A 20,238-nucleotide genomic window follows, 5' to 3' on the forward strand; every position below is an offset into this window, starting at 1 on the left:
CTTATGCACTGAACCAAAAAGAAGGATTGATGACTTTTCTTACCGATGGGAATATTGCCATTAGTAATAACCTCGCAGAAAATAGTATCAGACCTTTTACAGTAGGAAGACGGAACTGGCTGTTTTCAGGTAGTCCGCAGGGGGCAGCTGCAAGTGCTGCGGTCTACAGTATCGTAGAGACTGCAAAAGCCAATGGACTGAACCCTTATGAATATTTAAGATATATATTTAAATATCTTCCGGGAGTCTGTTTTGAGGAAGAGCCGGAATATCTGGAAGATTTCCTGCCTTGGAATTCGGAAGTACAAGCCTTTTGCAAGAAAGCCGAAGAGTGATTATTATTGTAAATCAACTCTCCGGCTTTTTCTATACACTATTTTATTTGACGCTTACCCTTTACGTAAGGAACCTTATAAAAAACCAAGTAATAATATTTCGGAGAGCCAAGGAATAGTGGAACAATTATATCTTGATAATATGTACGAGGTAAGATTAGATATTGCATCTTTCTTTGATAGTATTTATACACATAGTATTCCATGGGCAATACATACTAAAAAAATGGCAAAAAAAGATAAGTCGGAATCACTATTTGGGAATATATTAGATAACTGCATGCAAAATTTAAATTATGGACAGACAAATGGAATTCTTGTTGGGAATGCAGTTTCAAGGATAATTTCAGAAATTATTTTATGCACAGTAGACAAAGAAATACAAAATGCCTTCCCCAAATTAAACTATAAAAGGTATGTTGATGATTATTATATATATGTGAAGAATGAATTTGAGATTAACCAAGTAGTTTCAGTAATAAGACAAGTTCTTTCTAAGTATGAATTAACTTTAAATGAAAATAAAATTGAGGTATTTAAGAGTCCCTTTACTTATGGAAAACCATGGGTGGAGCAAATGAAAGGTTTTTTACATCTAAAATCAGATATATTTTTAAAGAAAACGATTATGGAATATAATAATAATAAAGATATTCAAATAATAAAGTATGGGCTTAAAGTTATTAGATACCAGAAATTTAGTAAAGATGAATGGAGGTTATTAGAATCAACATTAATTAATTTATGGGTTAGATTTCCATCGCTTTCATATATTTTTGTGGTTATTTTTAAAGTAAATGAGGAACATTTAAGAGTCTCTTTACTAAAAAAAGCTATTTATTCAATTGTTGATAATAATTTACCTTTTCGAAATGATCAAGAGGTTATATGGGCAATATGGACAGTAAAAATATTTAATATTGATATATCAAAAGGATATATTACTAATATTATTCAGTCAAAAAACTGGCTTGCAATAATTATAATGTTAGATATAATCAAGACGAAGAAATTAAAACAAAAAAAGAGTATTTTAAAATTGTTAGAAGAGTTATATGATGAAATTTTTATAGAATACTTGAATGAAGATGCGAATGATCCGGAGTTTATGTGGTCTGATATATGGTTATTAGCATATGAAGCTGATAAAAACAAATGGCTAAATATAAGTCAGGAAAAAAGATTTTTATTTGCCCGAAAAAACCAATTTTTTAAGGAGTTAAGGACTTTAGGAATAGATTTTTATAATGGAAGTTATCAATATAATATTCTAGAGCCTATTTCCAAGAAGAGTCTTTATATAACTCGTGCCGAATTTGGTAGTATATTAGAGAAGTTACAAAAGTCTTTTAAAGCAAAGAACAATAGTGGAGAAATTGATAATGGTTTAGAATTAACAAAAGAAGAGGAAGCTTTATTAGAAGAATTGCATGAAGCAGCTAATGAAAGTGACTATTAATACATAGAGGCATATAGACATTGTAAAGAATAAAATATATTAATTGAATCGTGGGTTTCAAAAACCACGATCCACCTTCACCAAATTGTAAGCTGCATTTTTGTTGGTATAATCCAATAGAAATGTAGCTTTTTTTATCATATGTAAAATAATTATATTTTTATATTTATTGCTTAAATTCAAATAATATCATACAATAAAATAAAGGAAAGTAAGGGATTCTAGGAAAGGATTGATTTATATGGAACTTGCAAAAATAACTTCAAAGGGACAAATAACAATACCTATAGAGATTAGAAAAAAATTGGGTCTAAAAGATGGAGATAAGGTTATTTTTTTAGAAGAAGGAAATAAAGTTGTTATGGTTAATTCAACATTATTGGCTTTAAAAGAAGCTCAAAAGGCTTTTGAGGGAGAAGCTGAAAAAGCTGGAATAAAAGATGAGCAGGATATTGTAGATTTGATTAAGCAGATAAGAAAGGAAGGATAAAAGTCAATGCGAATTATGATAGATACTAATGTTTTGATTTCAGCATTGCTTTTAAAATTATTACTTCTAATCATACTATGGTACTATCTTCTTATGTAATTGATGAATTATATAAGGTAATAGAGCGAAAATTTCCGAATAAAATTCAAGTCATAGAAGATTTACTTTCGACAATGAGTTATGAGTTAGTATATACACCAAAGACAATTAAAAAGCAATTGATAGAAATTCGGGATAAATCAGATTATCCAGTTATTCATACTGCTATTGTCGAAGGTGTATATATACTGATTACAGGTGATAAAGACTTTCAAAATTTAGAAATTGAAAAACCTGAAATTTTAACACCAAATGAGTTTTTAGAAAAATATAGATTGTTTTAAAATATATAAGATTTAAGATGAATTGGAAGAAACTTTTGGGATAATGGTTTTATGGGGGAATTTTACCTGAAGCTATTTTGTACTAATGACACAAATTATAAGCTACATTTTTGTTGGTATAATCCAATAGAAATGTAGCTTTTTTATATAATTTTGAATTTATAAATGTTATTACATCAATATAGAGACTATTATTAACTTCACATAGGTCGTTATTGTTAAGAAGATAAGTTATTCTTGGTGCATACTTAAAAAGTAGCAAGCTGCTTATTTAGTGGATTTGAAAAAGGTTTTAGGCCTTTAAACAATTGTTATTTCATGCATTTAATTAAGCAAATGATACAGAAAAAAGTATCACTGTACAATAAAAATTGATAAGTAGTTATAATAACTGGTTATTATAATTTATAAAAGCTTTTTGAGAAATTAAACAGTTGGATAATTTAAAAATTATGGTATACTAGGTATAGGTGATTTGAAAGCCTTAATCAAAATATTAATGTGAATATTAATATTTTTTTGATACAATTGAATAAAATATTTTATGTTCCATTTTATTAATTATAATATTTATAAAATGGCTAAGAGGGAAGCAGGTGAAAGACCTGCGCGGTCCCGCCGCTGTAAGCGTGGAGTTTTTCCAAAATACCACTGAGGAAATTACCTTGGGAAGGTTGGAAAAAATGATGATACGCAAAGCCAGAAGACCTGCATAGAATAAGAAGATAGTATCCGACGGGTGATCGGGTATACTATGGATATATGAGAATCTTTACATATTGGTATTGATTATTTTTTATTTGCAGAAAAGACGGACTGTAGTATTTTTACTACAGTTTTTTGTGTTTTTGGGTTAAATTAATGACAAATTTACTTTAAAAGTAAAAAAAGATGAGATTTCAGCTTATTAAGATACAATAACGCTGCATGCGATTATATAGATAAGAACAAAAAAGGAGAAAATGTGTGTATGAATTTTAAAATGAAGAAAGCAAGTAAATTTATAGCATTATTATTAGTATTTGCTGTAAGTTTTACAGGATTTTGTGTACCGGGAATTGATCCAGTAAATATATATGCTGAAGAAAGTGTGGCAGCAGTACCTGTTACAAATGTAGTGATACAGGGTCAATTGAAGGTGGGAGAAACAGTAACAGCAGTGGCCACAGGGGAAAATGACCAATCTGCCACAAATGTTACGTATCAGTGGCAATATGAGTATTCATACTATGATGATTTGGAATATGAAGATGTATATGATTATTCTCCTATTTCAGGAGAAACAAAAAGTACGTTTACAATTCCTAATAGTATGAAAGGTAAAAAAATACGTGTTATAGCCAGTGGTGATAATAAATCAGGGGCTACATCACAAGTAAGCGGTGAAATTGCAGCTGACACATCACCAGATATGCAGACATTAGAAGCTATCCTTAGTGCTTATCAATGGGGGACTTTGGATCCTGAATTTGGTTTACATGATAATATCGTATCATTTTTGGATAAGGGAATTAAAGAAAAAGGGTATGAAGATATTCAAGTAACATTAAAATCTTCAAGTATACCTGAAACAATTTCAACAAACGGTGATATTACATATTTTTATAAGGACATTGACAGTGGAGAGGTTTCACCCAGTAAAAAACATTTACAACCTGAGCTTGTATTTACTCTGTCAAAAGGGGAAAAATCAGTAGAACTTATAAAAAAGGCGAATATCAACTGGGATATTGATAAATTAAAGGCAGATTTAAATAAATATATACTGAATAATGTAACAGAAGAAAAAATAAAGGGTGAGAATACAGATTTAAATAACGTTAAATCTGACTTAACTCTGCCAGCAAAAATCGATAATAAATCATATGCAACAATTCATTGGCAATCAAGTGATTCCTCTGTTTTAGATATTGAAGCAGAGGGGAACTCTTGGGATTCAGATTATACCTATAAAGGTATTGTTAAACAAGGCACAGAAGATAAGAATGTTACTCTTACAGCTACAGTTGAATATAATTTTACAAACAATTCCTGGGAAGATGAAGAAATAAGTAAGCTAAAAAAAGAGGTTAATGTTACTGTAAAGGCTGATAGTGCTGATCCATTGCAGGAAATGCAAAATCAACTAAATACAAATTATACAATAGATAAAATAAAAGATTTGGCAACCGATAAAGTTATTGATGCAGATAATGTGACAGGAGATCTTCAATTTTTAGCACCATCCAATACAGGAATATCTAATTATTGGGATTACAAATTTACTGTTGAAAGCAGCGATCCGGAGGTATTGATAGTCAATGGCTATAGAGGTGTAATTTACAGATCATTACCGGGAGAAGCTGATAAAAGTGTAAAATTTACAGTCACCATGTCTCAAAAAGAGGGTGCTTTAAGCGTATCCAAAGATTTCACAATAACTGTAAAGCCTTTGGCTCAGGCAGATATTGATAAAGAAATTCAAATAATGGATAAAGTAAAAGCTTCTTATTTTGATGGAATAAAAGGAGAAAATACAAGTAAAGATAATATTTCAAAAAATATGCATGCTTTCCATGAGGCTTCCTTTTCATCAGACGGACAAGCACTGGAATGGGTATATGACAGTGAAAATGAAAAGGAGAAAGGAATAAAACCTACAGACCTACCGGGATATGATCCTATGGGCGGTGGCTCTTGGAGGTTATTCAGATCTTCCAGATCAGATATTATTAAGGATGAGAATCTTTTACTGTACCAACCAAAATATGATACTGAAGTAGCAATTGATAGTTCACTTTCAAGTATTGAATACGCAAAATATGCTGAAAAGTATCCAAATAATAAAGACTTTGAAAAATTGGCAAATCAACCTGTTAGTGTAGTGGTAACAGTTCCGGGTACCGATGGAGAAGATCCAAACAAGGATATCGAAGTTGAAAAAGTAAAGGTATTTGCAAGCCTTTATGATGGCAGGGATTCATTTTTCCCTGTACCGTATGGAGAAATTGAGGTTACAGCAGGCTTAGCCAAAAGTTATGGGTATACAAACTCACATATTGAGAATCATGCAGCTAAAAATGAAGCAACCATGTTTGATGCACTTGTAGCCATGCATGCGGAAGCTATGGGAATAGCATCTCCAGAAGAAGATGGGGCAGTAGAAACGATTCAAGGAATTCTATCCATAGGAAGCAGCGGATTTCTTGGAAAAGTAATGGGTGAAAATGCACCATTTATGCTTATGCAGAATGGGAGAATGCCCAATGATGGTGTGTATAATGAATCCGATGAAGCATACGGATATACGGTAGATGATGCAGTAATCAATAATAATGATGTTTTAACATACTTTTTTTGTCAAAATTCTGCATATGGTGACTATTACAGCTGGTTTCAGAAAAACGGAACAGAAATAAGAGAATTAACTGTACCGAAAGATGAAATGTTCTCCATTGATTTAAAAGGTTATGCAGCAATGTGGTTTGGCTGTTCTACCGAAGATAAAATTGCTGAGGAAACAATCGGTCTGGATGGAATTCAACTGGCTAGCTGTGATCCATACGGAATGTTTACTGATATTGAGGGTGCAGTAACTAATGATGGTAAAGTAAGTTTTGCAATTGATAAACAGGGAGAATACCTTATTTCAGCTAAAGGTAACGAAACAACGCCTCTTATAGCACCTTATTTAAAATTAATCATTAATGAAGGAATTACTGATGCTGAAAAGCAGGAAATTGTTGAAGCAGATAAAGATGTACTTGATTTTGATGATATTAAAGGTGCAAATGAAAATAGTCAGTCAATTACAGGAAATTTAGATTTTATTAAATTGGGTGATAGTGGAAAAACAAAGATTACATGGGCCTCAAGTGATGAATCAGTAATTACTTCAGATGGGACAGTAAAAAGGCCTCTATTTGAAATGGGAGATAAAAGTGTAACTGTTACAGCAACAATTTCTTATGGAACAGTAACGGATATGAAAGCTATTGAACTTAAGGTAGCCAAATTACCATCTTCAGAGGAAGTCTTAGGTGCTATAGTAGCTGAATTACCTGCAACTATTACACCAAAAGAGTGGAATTCTAATGGTTCTGTAAAACAGGATGCAAATATTATTGAAATGGTACGTGCGCTTGTAAAGGCTGAGAATTCAACTGCAGAGGTATCTGATATATGTGTTCCGTCAGAAGAACAAGTACAGATTAACACAGATGGAACTATTACATATGGTAATGAAACCGTTAAAAATAAAAAAGTTACTTTCACAATTCAGTTGGGAACAGCAACAAAAGATTACAGTCCTGACGTAACTGTAAATGCAAAAAAGCCGACAAAGGAAGATGCTTTTGTTGCTAAATGGTTGACTTTTGATGTATTTAAAGGAAACAATATCTCAGAAAATAAGGTGACATCGGAACTGTTATTGCCAAAAGAAGATACCAAGGATTATTATTCTGAATTGGAATGGACTTCTAGTAATCCGGATGTAATCGCTATCGATAGTTATGTTACAAGTGGAAAGTTTAAAGCAAAAGTAAAAAGACCTTCATTTGGAAAGGAAAGTGTACATGTTATATTAACTGCCCAAATTAACCCGGGTTCTTACTGGAAATATGGAATGGGACCTGTAGGACCAATGCCTGAGCAGGGATACGGAATAAAAACTTTTGAATTGACAGTACCTGCAGTAACTGAGGAAGAAGCTAATGATGCACAAGTTTTAGTAGATGAAGCAATTCAGTTGTTCAATCTTGATAATATTAAAAAACGTGAATCAGATAACAAGGCCGATTTAATGAATCTGACCTATAGTATTAATGGCATACCATATAACTGGAATTATGTAGAGAATATTGAGGGTTTTAAAGAAGAATATCGACAAGCTGAGGTTATATGGACTTCTGAGAATCCAGGAATCGTAAAAGTTGATAGCGGTGCTGAAGTTGTAAGAGCAGCCTCTGAACAGATTGGAGATTTAGTTCTTACAGTTTCATATAACGGGAAGACTGCAACAAAGCGCTTTGCAACTAAGATATTGGCATTTGGACAGAAAGAAGCTGATGAACACAATTTATTACTAAGTGAAGTTGCAGATGCGTTAACTTTTGATACTATTAAAAAAGATAATACGGACTTTTACAAAGTTACTTCGGATATGACTGTTGTAGAAGGTGCAGAAAAGGTTAATGGCGTTATTACATTCGGTAAAAAGATTTATCATAAGCCGGGAGCCACTATCAGCTGGACAAGCAGTAATCCTTCAGTAATAAGTCAGACATGGAAAGGATTTATTGTCAACAGACCGCTAAAGGATACAAAAGTTACATTGACTGCTACACTCATAGATGCAATGTATCATGATTGTCCGGGTGTGCAGACGGTGACAAAGGATATTAAAGTAATTGTATCAGGAATAGAGTCAGATAAAAGAATTTCAGATACATACGAGTTAATGGATAACATTACGGCCGTATATGCAGCTAAAGATGAAAAGTGGTGGGGCAGCAGTAGTAGTGGGAATTTCTGGCATGCTGTTGGAATGGAAGCTTATAAAAGTATTAATCCGGATACGAAAAATGTTATTTCAAAAGAGGCTAAACAGGCTTTTGTAAATAAAATGATAGCCCTTTCAGTGGAAGGTAATGAAAAAGCTTTAACAAATGCAAACATTCAATCGAATGTAATAAATGGTTTAAGTGCTATTGGATATGACGCTTCACAGCTTTGGACAGTAAACCACTCAAAGGTTAGCGCAGTAGATAAGTTAAAGGCTGTTAATTTTGAAGAAGCTAAAGCAGGATTTTATTCCACTATAGCTCCATATGCAGTAAATGCTTTCAGACAGGGAAATTATAATACCACAGCACAGGAAAATGATCATATTGAATATTTGATAGAGCAGCTTGCTAATGATACAAACTGGAATTGGGGTTTCGATACACCTGCTATGATTATGCAGGGATTAACACCATATTATGACAGAGCAGAAGTAAAAGCTGCTATAGATACAGCAATTGAAAAACTATCAGATAAACAGGGAACAAATGGAAGCTTTGGTAATGCCAATGCAGATGCTATGGTAATGGTAACCTTGGCACAGCTTGGTATTAATCCTATAACAGATGAAAGATTTATAAAAGAACAAAATACATTACTTAATGGATTATTGTTATATAAAACAGATGATAACAAAGGTTTTGTTTATAATAAGGAATATAGTGAAATAAGTACTTATCAGGGACTACTTGGATTGATTTCTGCAATGAAAGTGATGGATTCAGGTAAGCCTTATAATGTATATGATTTCAGTAAAACTGCTAAAACGGCGGCTTATGCAAATGGTACAATTATAGAAGATGATGAAGAACCTGTAGAAGAACCACCGAGTGGAAATCCTAATATAACAATTACCTTTACGCTGAAAGCAGATAAGGGTACTTGGATTCCATCCACTAAAGTAACTTTGAAAAAAGATTCCAAGGTATATCATGCTTTTGTAAAAGTTTTGGATAGCGAAGGTTTCACATATGTGGGAGCACGAAATAATTATGTCTCATCTATTACAAATAAAAACGGAACTACTCTAGCTGAATTTACAAATGGTCCAAATTCAGGATGGCTTTATTCTGTTAATGGAGAAGTTATAAATGAAGGTCTTAAAGATTATAAATTGAAAGACGGAGACAGCCTTGTCTGGTATTATACTGATGATTGGACAAAGGATCCTAAAGCGGTAAAAGCTGCAGGGGGGAGTTCTTCTGTAAATAAGTATACAAAAACAGATGTAGAGGAAAGAATTGAGGCTGAAGCAAAAACCAATGAAAACGGAGTTGCCAGTGCTAAAATATCAGATAAAGACATTACAACAGCTATAAAAAATGCTCTTGAAGATTTTGAAAAAAGTACTAAAGCTGTAACAAAAAAAGTTGTTATTGAAGTAAAAGCAGATTCAAAAGCAAACAAAATAGAAACAATTATACCTAAATTATCAATAGCAGAACTTAATAAAAACGTAGATACAGTAATTGTGAGTACACCTGTGGCCGATATTAGTTTAGATAAAGAAACATTGAAAAAAATAGCAGAAAATATTAAGGGTGATTTTAAGATTTCAGCTGAAAAAGTAGATATACAAAAATCAATTATGACAAATGAAAGCTTATCGCAGGAAAAGAAAGCTAATCTGCTTGAGAAAATTAATAATAGACCTATATTTGATTTTACTATGCAGTCAGGAACTGAGAAAGTTACGAAATTTGCAGGAAACGTAACTGTTTCATTACCATATAATCTTAAAGAAAATGAGAAATCAGAAGGAATAGTGATTTACTATATTAGTGATGAAGGTATTTTAACAAAGATATCTGGAGCCAAATATAGTAATGAAAATGTTGAATTCACTACCAATCATTTTTCGTATTATGCAATTGGCTATGAGGAACCATCAAACTTTACAGATGTGACATCAGGAGCATGGTATACAGAAGCCGTAAATTATGCAGTAAAAAATAACATTATGAATGGAGTAAGCTCTACACAATTTAAGCCTAATGATAAAACTACAAGAGCTATGCTTGCAACAATTCTTTATAATGCAGAAGGAAGACAGACAATGGAGAGAGACAGCAATTTTGCAGATGTTAAAAAAGATGACTGGTATGGAGTACCGGTTGTATGGGCATCAGAAAAAGAAATTGTAAAGGGAGTAAGTGAAAATTCGTTTTTACCTAAAGGAAATATTACACGTGAGCAGGCGGCAGTAATGCTTTATAACTATGCTAAGTTTAAAAATCTTGATGTATCGGTTAAAGATATTAAAATAGAAACTATGATAGATTCTGACAAGATATCATCATGGGCTGAAGAAGCTATGAACTGGGCATTTGATAAAAAGATTATTAACGGAAAAGGAGATAATATACTTGACCCAAAAGGAAATGCAACAAGAGCAGAAATCGCTCAGATGGTAAAAAACTTTATGGAAAATAAATAGAAAAAATATAAAAGATGCTAATTTAATTAAGGTCTCTTTTAGGCAGATAAACGAAATGATAAAAATTTCATTGCCTAAAAGAGCCTTTTTATTATAAAAATGTAAAGAATATCTTTATTATAAATAAAATTAATCAAATTCAATTTTATATTTTCTTTGAATCAGACATTATATGACATAGATATGAAATGAAGGTTTTCATAGCAGTTGTACGATATGAGCCTTTACGCCAAAAAACATTTACATTTGCAGTTATAGGGGTTTCAAGGGGTATAGTGCATATTTTAGGATTGTCATTGAAAATTTCTTTGTAGATTATAGTAATTGCATAATCATTTTCAAGCATGTACTTAATTGTGGACACCTGATTTGAATGAAGAACTATATTTATTGGTTTACATTCAAATCTACTCATGATGATTCTGTAGTGATATGATCCTTCGGAAATAATTACAAAAGGATAATCAGTAAGCATATCCTCAGTGACGGATTTGCAGTTTGCTAAAGGACTTTTTGAATTTACAGCTAACTGAAGTTCAGTCTTGAAAATTAAAGAAGAATCGCAGTTAGCATACGTAGTTTTGTCCGTAATGCCTATGAGAAGATCCAATCTAGAATCTTCCAAGTGCTTTGTACCTGCAATTGTAGGTACTTCTTCTATTTTTAAATGTATACCTGGATTTTTAATTTCAAAATCGGGTATTATTTTTTTATAAAAAAAGGAGCCAAGAACTGCAGGCATACCTATTTTAAGAATAATATCTTTTTGTTGCCCTAGTTCCAAAGCCCTGCTTTCAAAATCATCACATTCATTTATCAAATGCTTAGTTAAATTTAAAAATTCCTTACCTTCTTCAGTAAGGACCACATGGTTATGACTGCGAGTAAAAAGTCTGAAACCATATTTATTTTCCAAATATTTTATAGCAGCAGTAACTGAAGGTTGAGACATATGAACTTTATCAGCAGCTTTGGTAATGTTTCCATATTCGCATACTGCTAAAAAATAACGTAAATGATTTATATTCATAAATTATTCACCTCTATTTTATTTACGAAGTTGTAACTATACTTTAACAGTATTTATATCTAAAAGCAAGAACGTTTGAATTTTGTGAAAATATTAAAAAAAGTGATTATGGTATTAAATTAATTGATTTTTATATCTAAATTTAATGTGCTAGAATAAGTATAAAGGAACTTAAACGAGTACGTACTTAAAGAATTGGGGTGGATTTATTTTAACGCAATTGTTAGCATAGCCATAATATATACGATTTTATTTTAAGCAAATAGATTTGTGCTTAGTTATAAAGAAATCCCTTAAAAAATAATTTATAATTTAATAGTCGACTAATAGCAGAGGAGAAACCTTATGAAATTTGATGTAATAAGTCTTATTTTTAATCCTTTTATGCTTATGTTTATAGCAATAGCTACGGGTCTGCTGTTTGGAAAAATTAAATTTGGGAAATTTAATTTTGGTACTTCAGGCTCACTTTTTACAGGGCTTTTTATAGGTTGGCTAATATATAAAATCGCAACAAAAATTGTGTTATCAGGCGAGAGCACAGCAGGATACGAAGCAGCTCAAAAACTTTTGCAAAATAATATTATACATTCGTATTTACTAGAAACAGCACTAATTTTTTTTGTAGCTGCAATAGGTCTTTTAGCTGCAAAAGATATGGGAGTAGTATTAAAAAAATATGGCACTAAGTTTGTGGTGATGGCAATGGTCATAACCTTTGTAGGTGCAGGAATAACATATGCTTCAATGGCAGTAATTGATACTAATCCATACGAAGTTTCAGGTGTTTATGTTGGATCACTGACAAGTTCACCAGGACTTGGTGCAGCCCTAGAGACAGCACAAAATCACGCAGAGGAATATGCAGATACTTATTCAGAACAACCAGATGATATGAAACAATTGATACTTAGCATAATAGATTCTTCGGGTAAATTAACACCTGAGAATACGCAAACACTGACAAAGGAACAAAAATCTACATACATTTCTAATGCACAAGCAGGTGTAGGTGTAGGATATGCTATTTCATATCCATTTGGAGTTATCATAGTAATATTTGCTGTAAATTTTTTCTCGTCTATTTTTAGGATGAACGTTGAGGATGAAAAGAAACTTTTTGAAGAGGAAATGCGTGAGGCTAGACAATTGGCAGAATCTAAGACTATTCCAACAACATATTTTAATATGATTTCCTTTTCTATAGTCTCAATATTAGGATATCTTCTGGGAAGTATAGAAATATATCTGGGACCTTTGGGATACTTTAGTCTGGGATCTACAGGAGGAGTTCTTATAATGGGATTATTACTTGGGTATATTGGCAAAATTGGTCCTATTTCTTTCAGAATGGATCAAAAATCTCTTGTACTACTGCGAGAAATTGGATTAGTATTTTTTCTTGCAATCGTCGGTTTAAAGTATGGATATTGCGCACTTGATGCGCTGATGGGATCTGGTGTTACGCTAGCTATTCTGGCATTAGTTGTAGGCATTATTGCAATGTTAGTTGGTTTTCTTGTGGGGAGATATATCTTTAAAATAAATTGGGTAATGCTTTCCGGAGCAATTTGTGGAGGAATGACATCAACACCGGGTCTTGGTGCGGCTATTGATGCATTAGACAGCAATGAACCTGCTACAGGATATGGTGCAACATATCCGTTTGCACTGCTTGGAATGATTATATTTACCATAATATTAAATAAATTACCGTTACTATAAAATAATAAGGAGTCTTAAATATGGAAAATGGGTTAGAATTAAGATTAAGGAGTCCAAAAGCCTTTAATTTAATTAGAAGTGCTGGTGAAGCTGCTGAGATGATTAAAGATGGTATGGTAATAGGTGTAAGCGGATTTACACCTTCAGGATATCCGAAAGCAGTTCCTCTTGCACTTGCCGAAAGAGGTAAATATGGAGAAAAATTAAAAATTGATCTTTATACAGGTGCTTCTGTAGGCCCGGAAATTGATACAGCTTTAACAGAAGCGGGGATGATTAGAAGAAGATTGCCATATCATACCAATGGTACAATCAGAGAAAAAATAAATGATGGAATGATTGAATATTTAGATATGCACCTTTCTCAATGTCCTCAATATGTAAATTATGGTATGTTAAAAAAAGTAGATGTAGCAATTGTAGAAGCATTAGCAATAACGGAGGATGGAAATCTGATTCCAACTACAGCAATAGGAAACTCACCGACATTTATTAAGAGCGCTGATAAAGTTATCGTAGAAATAAATTTAAAAAAACCTCTTGCGATGGAGGGTATGGCAGATATATACATGACTGAAAATCCGCCAAATAGAAAACCAATTCCAATTTGTAATGTGGCAGACAGAATTGGAACTACATATATAGAGTGTGGGTTTGATAAAATTGCTGCTATAGTAATAACAGATTTACAGGATAGGACTCGGCCTTTGAGTGAGGAAGATGAAAATTCAAAGAAAATATCAAAAAACATTATTAAATTTTTTGATAGTGAGGTAAAGAGCGGAAGATTGTCAAAATCCTTGCTTCCTCTGCAATCCGGAGTAGGAAGTGTTGCAAACGCTGTTTTATATGGATTATGTGATTCAGAGTATGAAGATTTGACCTGTTATACAGAAGTGGTTCAAGATTCTATGTTGGATTTATTAAGGGCTGGGAAGGCAAAAATGCTCTCAACAACAGCATTAAGCCCATCACCCATTGCTTTAGAAAAGTTTTTAGAAGAAATTGATTTTTTCAAGGAAAAAATTATTCTTAGACCGGTGGAAATCAGCAATAATCCTGAGGTAGTAAGAAGATTGGGTGTGATTTCTATAAATACAGCAATAGAGGCAGATATTTATGGAAACGTAAATTCAACACATATTATGGGTTCAAAACTAATGAATGGAATCGGAGGTTCTGGAGATTTTTCAAGAAATGGCTCTATTACCATATTCAGCACAGTTTCTACTGCAAAAGGTGGAAGAATTTCTTCTATAGTTCCTATGGTATCTCACGTAGATCATACGGAGCATGAAGTGATGGTGCTCGTTACAGAACAGGGCTTTGCAGATTTAAGGGGATTAAGCCCAAAAGAACGAGCCATAAAAATAATTGAAAATTGTGCACATCCAGATTATAGAGAGGCCTTAATGGATTATTTTAAAAGATCTTGCGAGTCTGCAGCATTACAGACACCCCATATTTTAGAGGAAGCCTTATCTTGGCATTCTCAATTTATGGAAACGGGATCAATGAAATAGATGAAGTATTGTCGTTATAAACGAAAAATTTAGGAGGGATTTAAAATGGAAAAATCAGATGAAATGAGTAAAAAGTATATCGGTGAATATATTGCAAGAGCAAAGAAGGCGCAGTCTGCATTTGAAAAGATGAGTCAAGAGCAGTTTGATGAAGCAGTAAAAGCTGTAGGCAAGGTGGTGTATGATAATGCAGAGTATTTAGCCAAATTTGCAGTTGAAGAAACCGGAATGGGAAATTGTGCAGATAAGGTACTAAAGAATAAAAGCAAAGCACAGATTATATGGAACAATTTAAAAGGTAAAAAATCAAAGGGGATAATAGATAGAAATGAAATAACTGGAATTACAAAGATTGCTAAACCAGTAGGTGTGGTAGCAGCTATTACACCTTGTACAAATCCTATAGTAACTCCTATGAGTAATACAATGTTTGCTTTAAAATGCGGTAATGCAATTATAATTACACCTCATCATAAAGCTATAGAGTGCAGTACTAAGGCGGTAGAAATGATGAATGTGGAACTCGCAAAAATTGGGATGCCTGAAAATCTGGTTCAGATCCTAGATCAACATTCAAGAGAAAATACAAGAAATCTCATATCTTCAGCTGATGTAGTTATTGCAACAGGCGGAATGGGCATGGTAACCGCAGCATACAGCTCAGGAAGACCAGCTTTAGGCGTAGGTGCAGGAAATGTACAGTGCATTATAGATAAAGGAGTAAATTATAAAGAAGCAGTTCCAAAGATTATAACGGGGAGAGCTTTTGATAATGGAATAATTTGCTCAGGAGAACAGTCCGTTATATGTGCAAAAGAAGAATTTGAGGATATAATGAAGGAATTTGAAGCAAATGGCTGCTTTGTGGTAAGAGATTCAGAAACTAAGGAAGCACTGAGAAACGCTATGTTTGTAGATGGTAAGATGAACAGACATGCTGTTGGGCAAGAAGCTTCGGCCATTGCAAAGCTTGCAAAGATTGAAATCCCTGAATATACAAAAGTAATTGTTGTTGAAGCTGATGGTGCAGGTAAAGCTGATATGCTTGCTAAGGAAAAGATGTGCCCTGTAATTGCAGCTTACAAATATGATAACTTTAAGGATGGAGTGGAAATTGCCAGAGTTAATCTTGAAAGAGAAGGAAAGGGTCATAGCGTATCACTTCACTCCAATAATAAAGAAAATATTGAATATGCAGGTGAAGAGTTATGTATATCCAGATTAGTTATTAACCAAGTATGTGCAAGCAGTGCCGGAGGCAGCTTTTATAATGGACTTGCGCCTACGAATACTTTGGGCTGTGGTACATGGGGGCATAACAGTATCTCTGAAAATTTGGATTACAAACATTTGATGAATGTATCCAGGATTGCATATTATATGCCTAATAATCATGTTCCTACAGAAGAAGAATTATGGGGATAGCTTGAAAATTTATCATGAATGAAAAAATATCAGCACTTCTAGCTAAGTCATTACTATTGGGCGGAGGTGCTGAGATATAGATGATATATACAATAAATATTTAATACAGTGGAAGCTGTTTTAACAAGCAATATAATTTTAATATACCAATATTAATATAGACGAAAAATAATTAGCTAGAAAAGTATAAAGTTGAACTAAAATGTAAGTAGAATTAAATAGTAGTCAAACCTCCTTAAATAACATATTAATTGAACGATAACATAAGTTGTTTTTAAATAATTAACATCAATATTAATTTGAAAAATTAAAAATCTAAATAATAAGCATATAAAAAGTCCCTTGTAGAGGACAATATAAAAAAGACTATGCACTTTTAAAAAGATGATTTCTGTATTATATAGGAGTCATCTTTTTTACAGAAATTGAAATCTTATTAGGGAACCCTATATCAAGAATGTTACTATAAAAGGTATTATTTATATAGATGAATTTAAACATATTTTTATCACTTAAAATTAAAAAGGAAAATTTAAAAGAGAGGTATTTGAAAGTTACGGTTTTAATATAAAAGGATGCTAAGTTTGTAAATTTAAATTTTTATGCAAAATTAAAAAATAGATACTTAAAGTATATAAAAAATAAAGTTTTAAGGATTATAATCCGCAAAATACTTTGAAAAGATAGTTAAATTCATTACAGAAAATAAGAGATCATTATCCTAAGTATATATTAACTCTTGATGAAGATCCTATTGCAGATTATGAAGGCATAAAGCGAATAAATGCACTTGATTGGCTATTGAGTTAAAGAATTACTTTTTATATTAAAAGTTATTTATTTTCCCAGGTGGCAAATAAATAGAAAGTGGTGTAACTTAAGTAATTTCAATGGTTATAAACACTTTTTTTATTTAATATTAAAAAACCGTGGAGGCTGGTAAATTTTTAAGAAAACCTTGAAATTTCAATAAAAAGTGGTATTATTAAAATTAAGAAATGGCATATTTGCAGGCATTGAACCATAACATAAGATGTATTTAAATGAGTTTATGAAGAAAGAATTTAAACTTGACGGTGAATTGAACCATAACATAAGATGTATTTAAATTATACTTTCAAAATTTTTTCATCATCAGATTTATTATTGAACCATAACATAAGATGTATTTAAATCCTGATGGTAACTATGCTGTTCCATCTTCTGTTCATTGAACCATAACATAAGATGTATTTAAATGCCCCTCGCCTGCCACCCTTTTCAGCCCTCCCATTTATTGAACCATAACATAAGATGTATTTAAATGTATTTTTTATTTGCATGGTTCCTCACCTGTTTCAAATTGAACCATAACATAAGATGTATTTAAATGATTTAAATACATGGCATGAATGTGGAATTAATTTTAATTGAACCATAACATAAGATGTATTTAAATTCTGGATTCATTGGTATTAACCAATAATCGTCCCTATTGAACCATAACATAAGATGTATTTAATCCGCCACGTTCATTGATCTGCAAAAGTCCACCTTTATTGAACTATAACATATGATTTTATGCTTTAAGATAGAAAAGGAATAACTGGTAACAGCTATTCCTTTAATGATGTTGGTATTTTTATATAATGTTATTCTTAAAAGTTTTATAAGATTTAAATATTTAAATAATAAAAGATAATACTTATCTTTTAGATACTGAGGTGTGTGCTGCTTAATGTCTCTATGTTAGTTGTTTCCGCTTCTTTATTTACAAAATACTTGCGATAAGAAGTTAAGTATAGAAAAATCGAAATTATAGTTGAAATATAATCTGTTACCGGCTGAGCAGAAACAAGCATTGCAGCCGAGGAAAAATTCTTACTGAAAATAATAAGTACTGGTATATATATGAGCCCTTGACGACTGATTGAAAGAATTAGAGATGGTATAGCGGCTCCCATAGCTTGAATTGTATTGGTCAGAACAAAAAGTATGCCTAAAATAGGTCCTGATATAATAAGTATCCTCGAAAATTGTATACCGTATAAGTGGGCGTTAGGTTCAGTTAGAAAGGCGCTTACCATTGGACCGGCACCAATATAACATATTAAAGACATAATCATACTAAGTATAATGGAAAATAATAATGAAAATTTTAATGCGGCATTAAATCTTTTTTTATCACTTGAACCAAAACAAAATCCAAGTATCGGTTGAATTCCTGCACCAGTGCCAATAAGAAGCATGACTGCAATCATATTGACTTTCATAGCAACTCCAAGTCCTGCAATAGCCATATCTCCATAATCAGTCATGAAGTTGTTTATAATAATGTTAGAAATGCTCATAAGGATGCTATTAAGTGAAGCAGGAATTCCAATAGCTACTACTCCTTTTGCAATGCCGTTTCCCAACTTATACTCTTTTATGTTTATTGATAAAAAAGATTTTTTTAAAAGAAAATAGCCTACATAAAATAATGTAGATGCCATGTTTCCAAGTATAGTAGCTATAGCAGCACCAACTACATTCCATTGGAATCCAAGTATCATAATAGGATCTAAAATAATATTAATAAGGTTTCCGAGTATCATTCCCATCATAGATAAATTAGCCTTACCTTCAGCTCTGATTATGTTACTGAAAATATTACTGACAATTAAAAAAGGAATTCCTATTGCAATTATTCTTAAATATTGTTTTACGTATACCATTGTATCTGGAGTAGCTCCGATGATATTACATATTGGGTTGATTCCAATTTGAATAATGGCAAGACCCAAAAGACCTATAATGATACCAGTCCAAAAGCAGAATGAAGATGTTCCCTTTGCGACTTCAATATTACCTTCTCCTAATTTTCGGGAAATCAGCGAAGTCCCGCCAATTCCGAAAAGTAAACCAACTGCCATAAAAAGAAGGAATACAGGCGTAACCAATGATACGGCAGCCACCATATAAGCATTGTCAGTTTGTCCAATAAAAAAAGTGTCTGCTAGATTATATATAAGAACCATAATCATACTGATTATAGATGGAATGACATTTAACATAACCACTTTAGGTATTGGTGCACTTCTAAAAATTTCAATATTCTTTGTGTCAACATTATTCATATAATTTTATTTTGCCTCCTTTTATTTGCTAAATATTTTATTTAAGCCCTTGTAGATTGGTATTTATAATCGTTAGCATATTTTTTAAATGATTCACTTCGGTAGGTGTTAATCCATTCAAAAACTTTTGCTCCAAATTATCAAACTTTGATAAAATCCATTCGTGTTTTTGCTCTCCTTCTTTTGTAATTTCAATATTTCGGATTCTTTTATCATTTAAGCTACTATAACTTGTAACAAAACCCTTGTTTTCTAGTCGATTGATAATACCAATTGCTGTAGTATGCTTAATGCAAAAATAATTTTCAACTTCTTTTACAGATACATTTTGACCTTTTCTATGATAAAGAAAATACAGCATATGCGACTGTGACATTGTCAGATCCAACTCTTTCATTTCTGTATTTACGATAGATCCTGTAGCATCATGTATTTTTTTGATAAGTAATCCAACACTTTCATTTTCATTCATAACTTTTCTCCTTACACAAATATGTAGCATGCTACATATTATACTTCTACCTTATAGATTTGTCAACAATTCACTCTATAAAATACTTAGAGGTTTTTAAAGTATATTTACTTCTATATTAATTATTTTACCAAGTGGCTAATATATTAAAAGTATTGTAACCTAAGTAATTTCAATGGGTATAAACACTTTTTTAATTCAAGATAAAAAAACCGTTGAGGTTGGTAAATTTTTAATAAAACCTTGAAATTTCAAAGAAAAGTGGTATTATTAAATTTAGCAAATGGCATATTTACAGGCATTGAACCATAACATAA

Annotated in this window: 11 protein-coding genes, 1 CRISPR repeat array and 1 riboswitch; of the genes, 8 read left to right on the top strand and 3 right to left on the bottom strand. The window is 32.0% G+C overall.

What is annotated here, in order from left to right:
* The 5 genes from K292_RS0114850 to K292_RS0114875 all read left to right on the top strand — a co-directional run.
* Positions 1–335: IS66 family transposase (locus K292_RS0114850; protein WP_027399110.1), on the top strand; the 335-nt coding region annotated here is incomplete at its 5' end.
* 118 nt (positions 336–453) lie between these two features.
* Positions 454–1,794, top strand: coding sequence for an RNA-directed DNA polymerase (locus K292_RS0114855; protein ID WP_027400501.1), 1,341 nt, complete (start codon positions 454–456; stop codon positions 1,792–1,794).
* A 241-nt stretch (positions 1,795–2,035) separates the two neighbouring features.
* On the top strand, positions 2,036–2,284 hold the full coding sequence (locus K292_RS0114860; protein ID WP_027400502.1) for an AbrB/MazE/SpoVT family DNA-binding domain-containing protein: 249 nt from the start codon (positions 2,036–2,038) through the stop codon (positions 2,282–2,284).
* 59 nt (positions 2,285–2,343) lie between these two features.
* Positions 2,344–2,667: a PIN domain-containing protein gene (locus K292_RS19205; protein WP_408605253.1), complete on the top strand. Its 324-nt coding sequence runs from the start codon at positions 2,344–2,346 to the stop codon at positions 2,665–2,667.
* 527 nt (positions 2,668–3,194) lie between these two features.
* A riboswitch (cobalamin riboswitch) is annotated at positions 3,195–3,397 on the top strand.
* 240 nt (positions 3,398–3,637) lie between these two features.
* On the top strand, positions 3,638–10,648 hold the full coding sequence (locus tag K292_RS0114875) for an immunoglobulin-like domain-containing protein (RefSeq protein ID WP_027400503.1): 7,011 nt from the start codon (positions 3,638–3,640) through the stop codon (positions 10,646–10,648).
* Between the two features lie 145 nt (positions 10,649–10,793).
* Here K292_RS0114875 and K292_RS0114880 read toward each other — a convergent pair whose 3' ends face one another.
* Positions 10,794–11,678 (bottom strand): LysR family transcriptional regulator, encoded by an 885-nt coding sequence (locus K292_RS0114880; protein ID WP_027400504.1) that lies wholly within the window; start codon positions 11,676–11,678, stop codon positions 10,794–10,796.
* Positions 11,679–12,023: 345 nt separating this feature from the next.
* Here K292_RS0114880 and K292_RS0114885 point away from each other — a divergent pair, with 345 nt between their 5' ends.
* From K292_RS0114885 to K292_RS0114895, 3 genes are read left to right on the top strand one after another with little or no spacing between them, the layout of a single operon-like run.
* On the top strand, positions 12,024–13,403 hold the full coding sequence (locus K292_RS0114885) for an aspartate-alanine antiporter-like transporter (protein WP_027400505.1): 1,380 nt from the start codon (positions 12,024–12,026) through the stop codon (positions 13,401–13,403).
* Positions 13,404–13,423: 20 nt separating this feature from the next.
* A complete protein-coding gene (locus K292_RS0114890; RefSeq protein WP_027400506.1) occupies positions 13,424–14,926 on the top strand; it encodes an acetyl-CoA hydrolase/transferase family protein in 1,503 nt (500 codons plus the stop codon).
* Between the two features lie 45 nt (positions 14,927–14,971).
* Positions 14,972–16,351 carry an aldehyde dehydrogenase family protein gene (locus tag K292_RS0114895; RefSeq protein WP_027400507.1) on the top strand — a complete coding sequence of 460 codons (1,380 nt, stop codon included), beginning with the start codon at positions 14,972–14,974 and terminating at the stop codon, positions 16,349–16,351.
* Between the two features lie 1,015 nt (positions 16,352–17,366).
* Positions 17,367–17,854: direct repeats of the CRISPR family, unit length 30 nt; unit sequence ATTGAACCATAACATAAGATGTATTTAAAT.
* 188 nt (positions 17,855–18,042) lie between these two features.
* Here K292_RS0114895 and K292_RS17475 read toward each other — a convergent pair.
* Positions 18,043–19,449 (bottom strand): MATE family efflux transporter, encoded by a 1,407-nt coding sequence (locus K292_RS17475; RefSeq protein WP_051280848.1) that lies wholly within the window; start codon positions 19,447–19,449, stop codon positions 18,043–18,045.
* A gap of 37 nt (positions 19,450–19,486) precedes the next feature.
* Positions 19,487–19,921 (bottom strand): MarR family winged helix-turn-helix transcriptional regulator, encoded by a 435-nt coding sequence (locus tag K292_RS17480; protein ID WP_051280850.1) that lies wholly within the window; start codon positions 19,919–19,921, stop codon positions 19,487–19,489.
* Positions 19,922–20,238: the final 317 nt, after the last annotated feature.

The organism is Anaerovorax odorimutans DSM 5092 (assembly GCF_000426305.1).
GTDB classification, from domain to species: Bacteria; Bacillota; Clostridia; order Peptostreptococcales; family Anaerovoracaceae; genus Anaerovorax; species Anaerovorax odorimutans.

What these genes read in the sequence shown, in the direction of transcription:
- K292_RS0114860 (WP_027400502.1), top strand. Translation starts at nt 2,036, where the DNA reads ATGGAACTTGCAAAAATAACTTCAAAGGGACAAATAACAATACCTATA.
- K292_RS0114875 (WP_027400503.1), top strand. Translation starts at nt 3,638, where the DNA reads ATGAATTTTAAAATGAAGAAAGCAAGTAAATTTATAGCATTATTATTA.
- K292_RS0114880 (WP_027400504.1), bottom strand. Translation starts at nt 11,678, where the DNA reads ATGAATATAAATCATTTACGTTATTTTTTAGCAGTATGCGAATATGGA.
- K292_RS0114885 (WP_027400505.1), top strand. Translation starts at nt 12,024, where the DNA reads ATGAAATTTGATGTAATAAGTCTTATTTTTAATCCTTTTATGCTTATG.
- K292_RS0114890 (WP_027400506.1), top strand. Translation starts at nt 13,424, where the DNA reads ATGGAAAATGGGTTAGAATTAAGATTAAGGAGTCCAAAAGCCTTTAAT.
- K292_RS0114895 (WP_027400507.1), top strand. Translation starts at nt 14,972, where the DNA reads ATGGAAAAATCAGATGAAATGAGTAAAAAGTATATCGGTGAATATATT.
- K292_RS17475 (WP_051280848.1), bottom strand. Translation starts at nt 19,449, where the DNA reads ATGAATAATGTTGACACAAAGAATATTGAAATTTTTAGAAGTGCACCA.
- K292_RS17480 (WP_051280850.1), bottom strand. Translation starts at nt 19,921, where the DNA reads ATGAATGAAAATGAAAGTGTTGGATTACTTATCAAAAAAATACATGAT.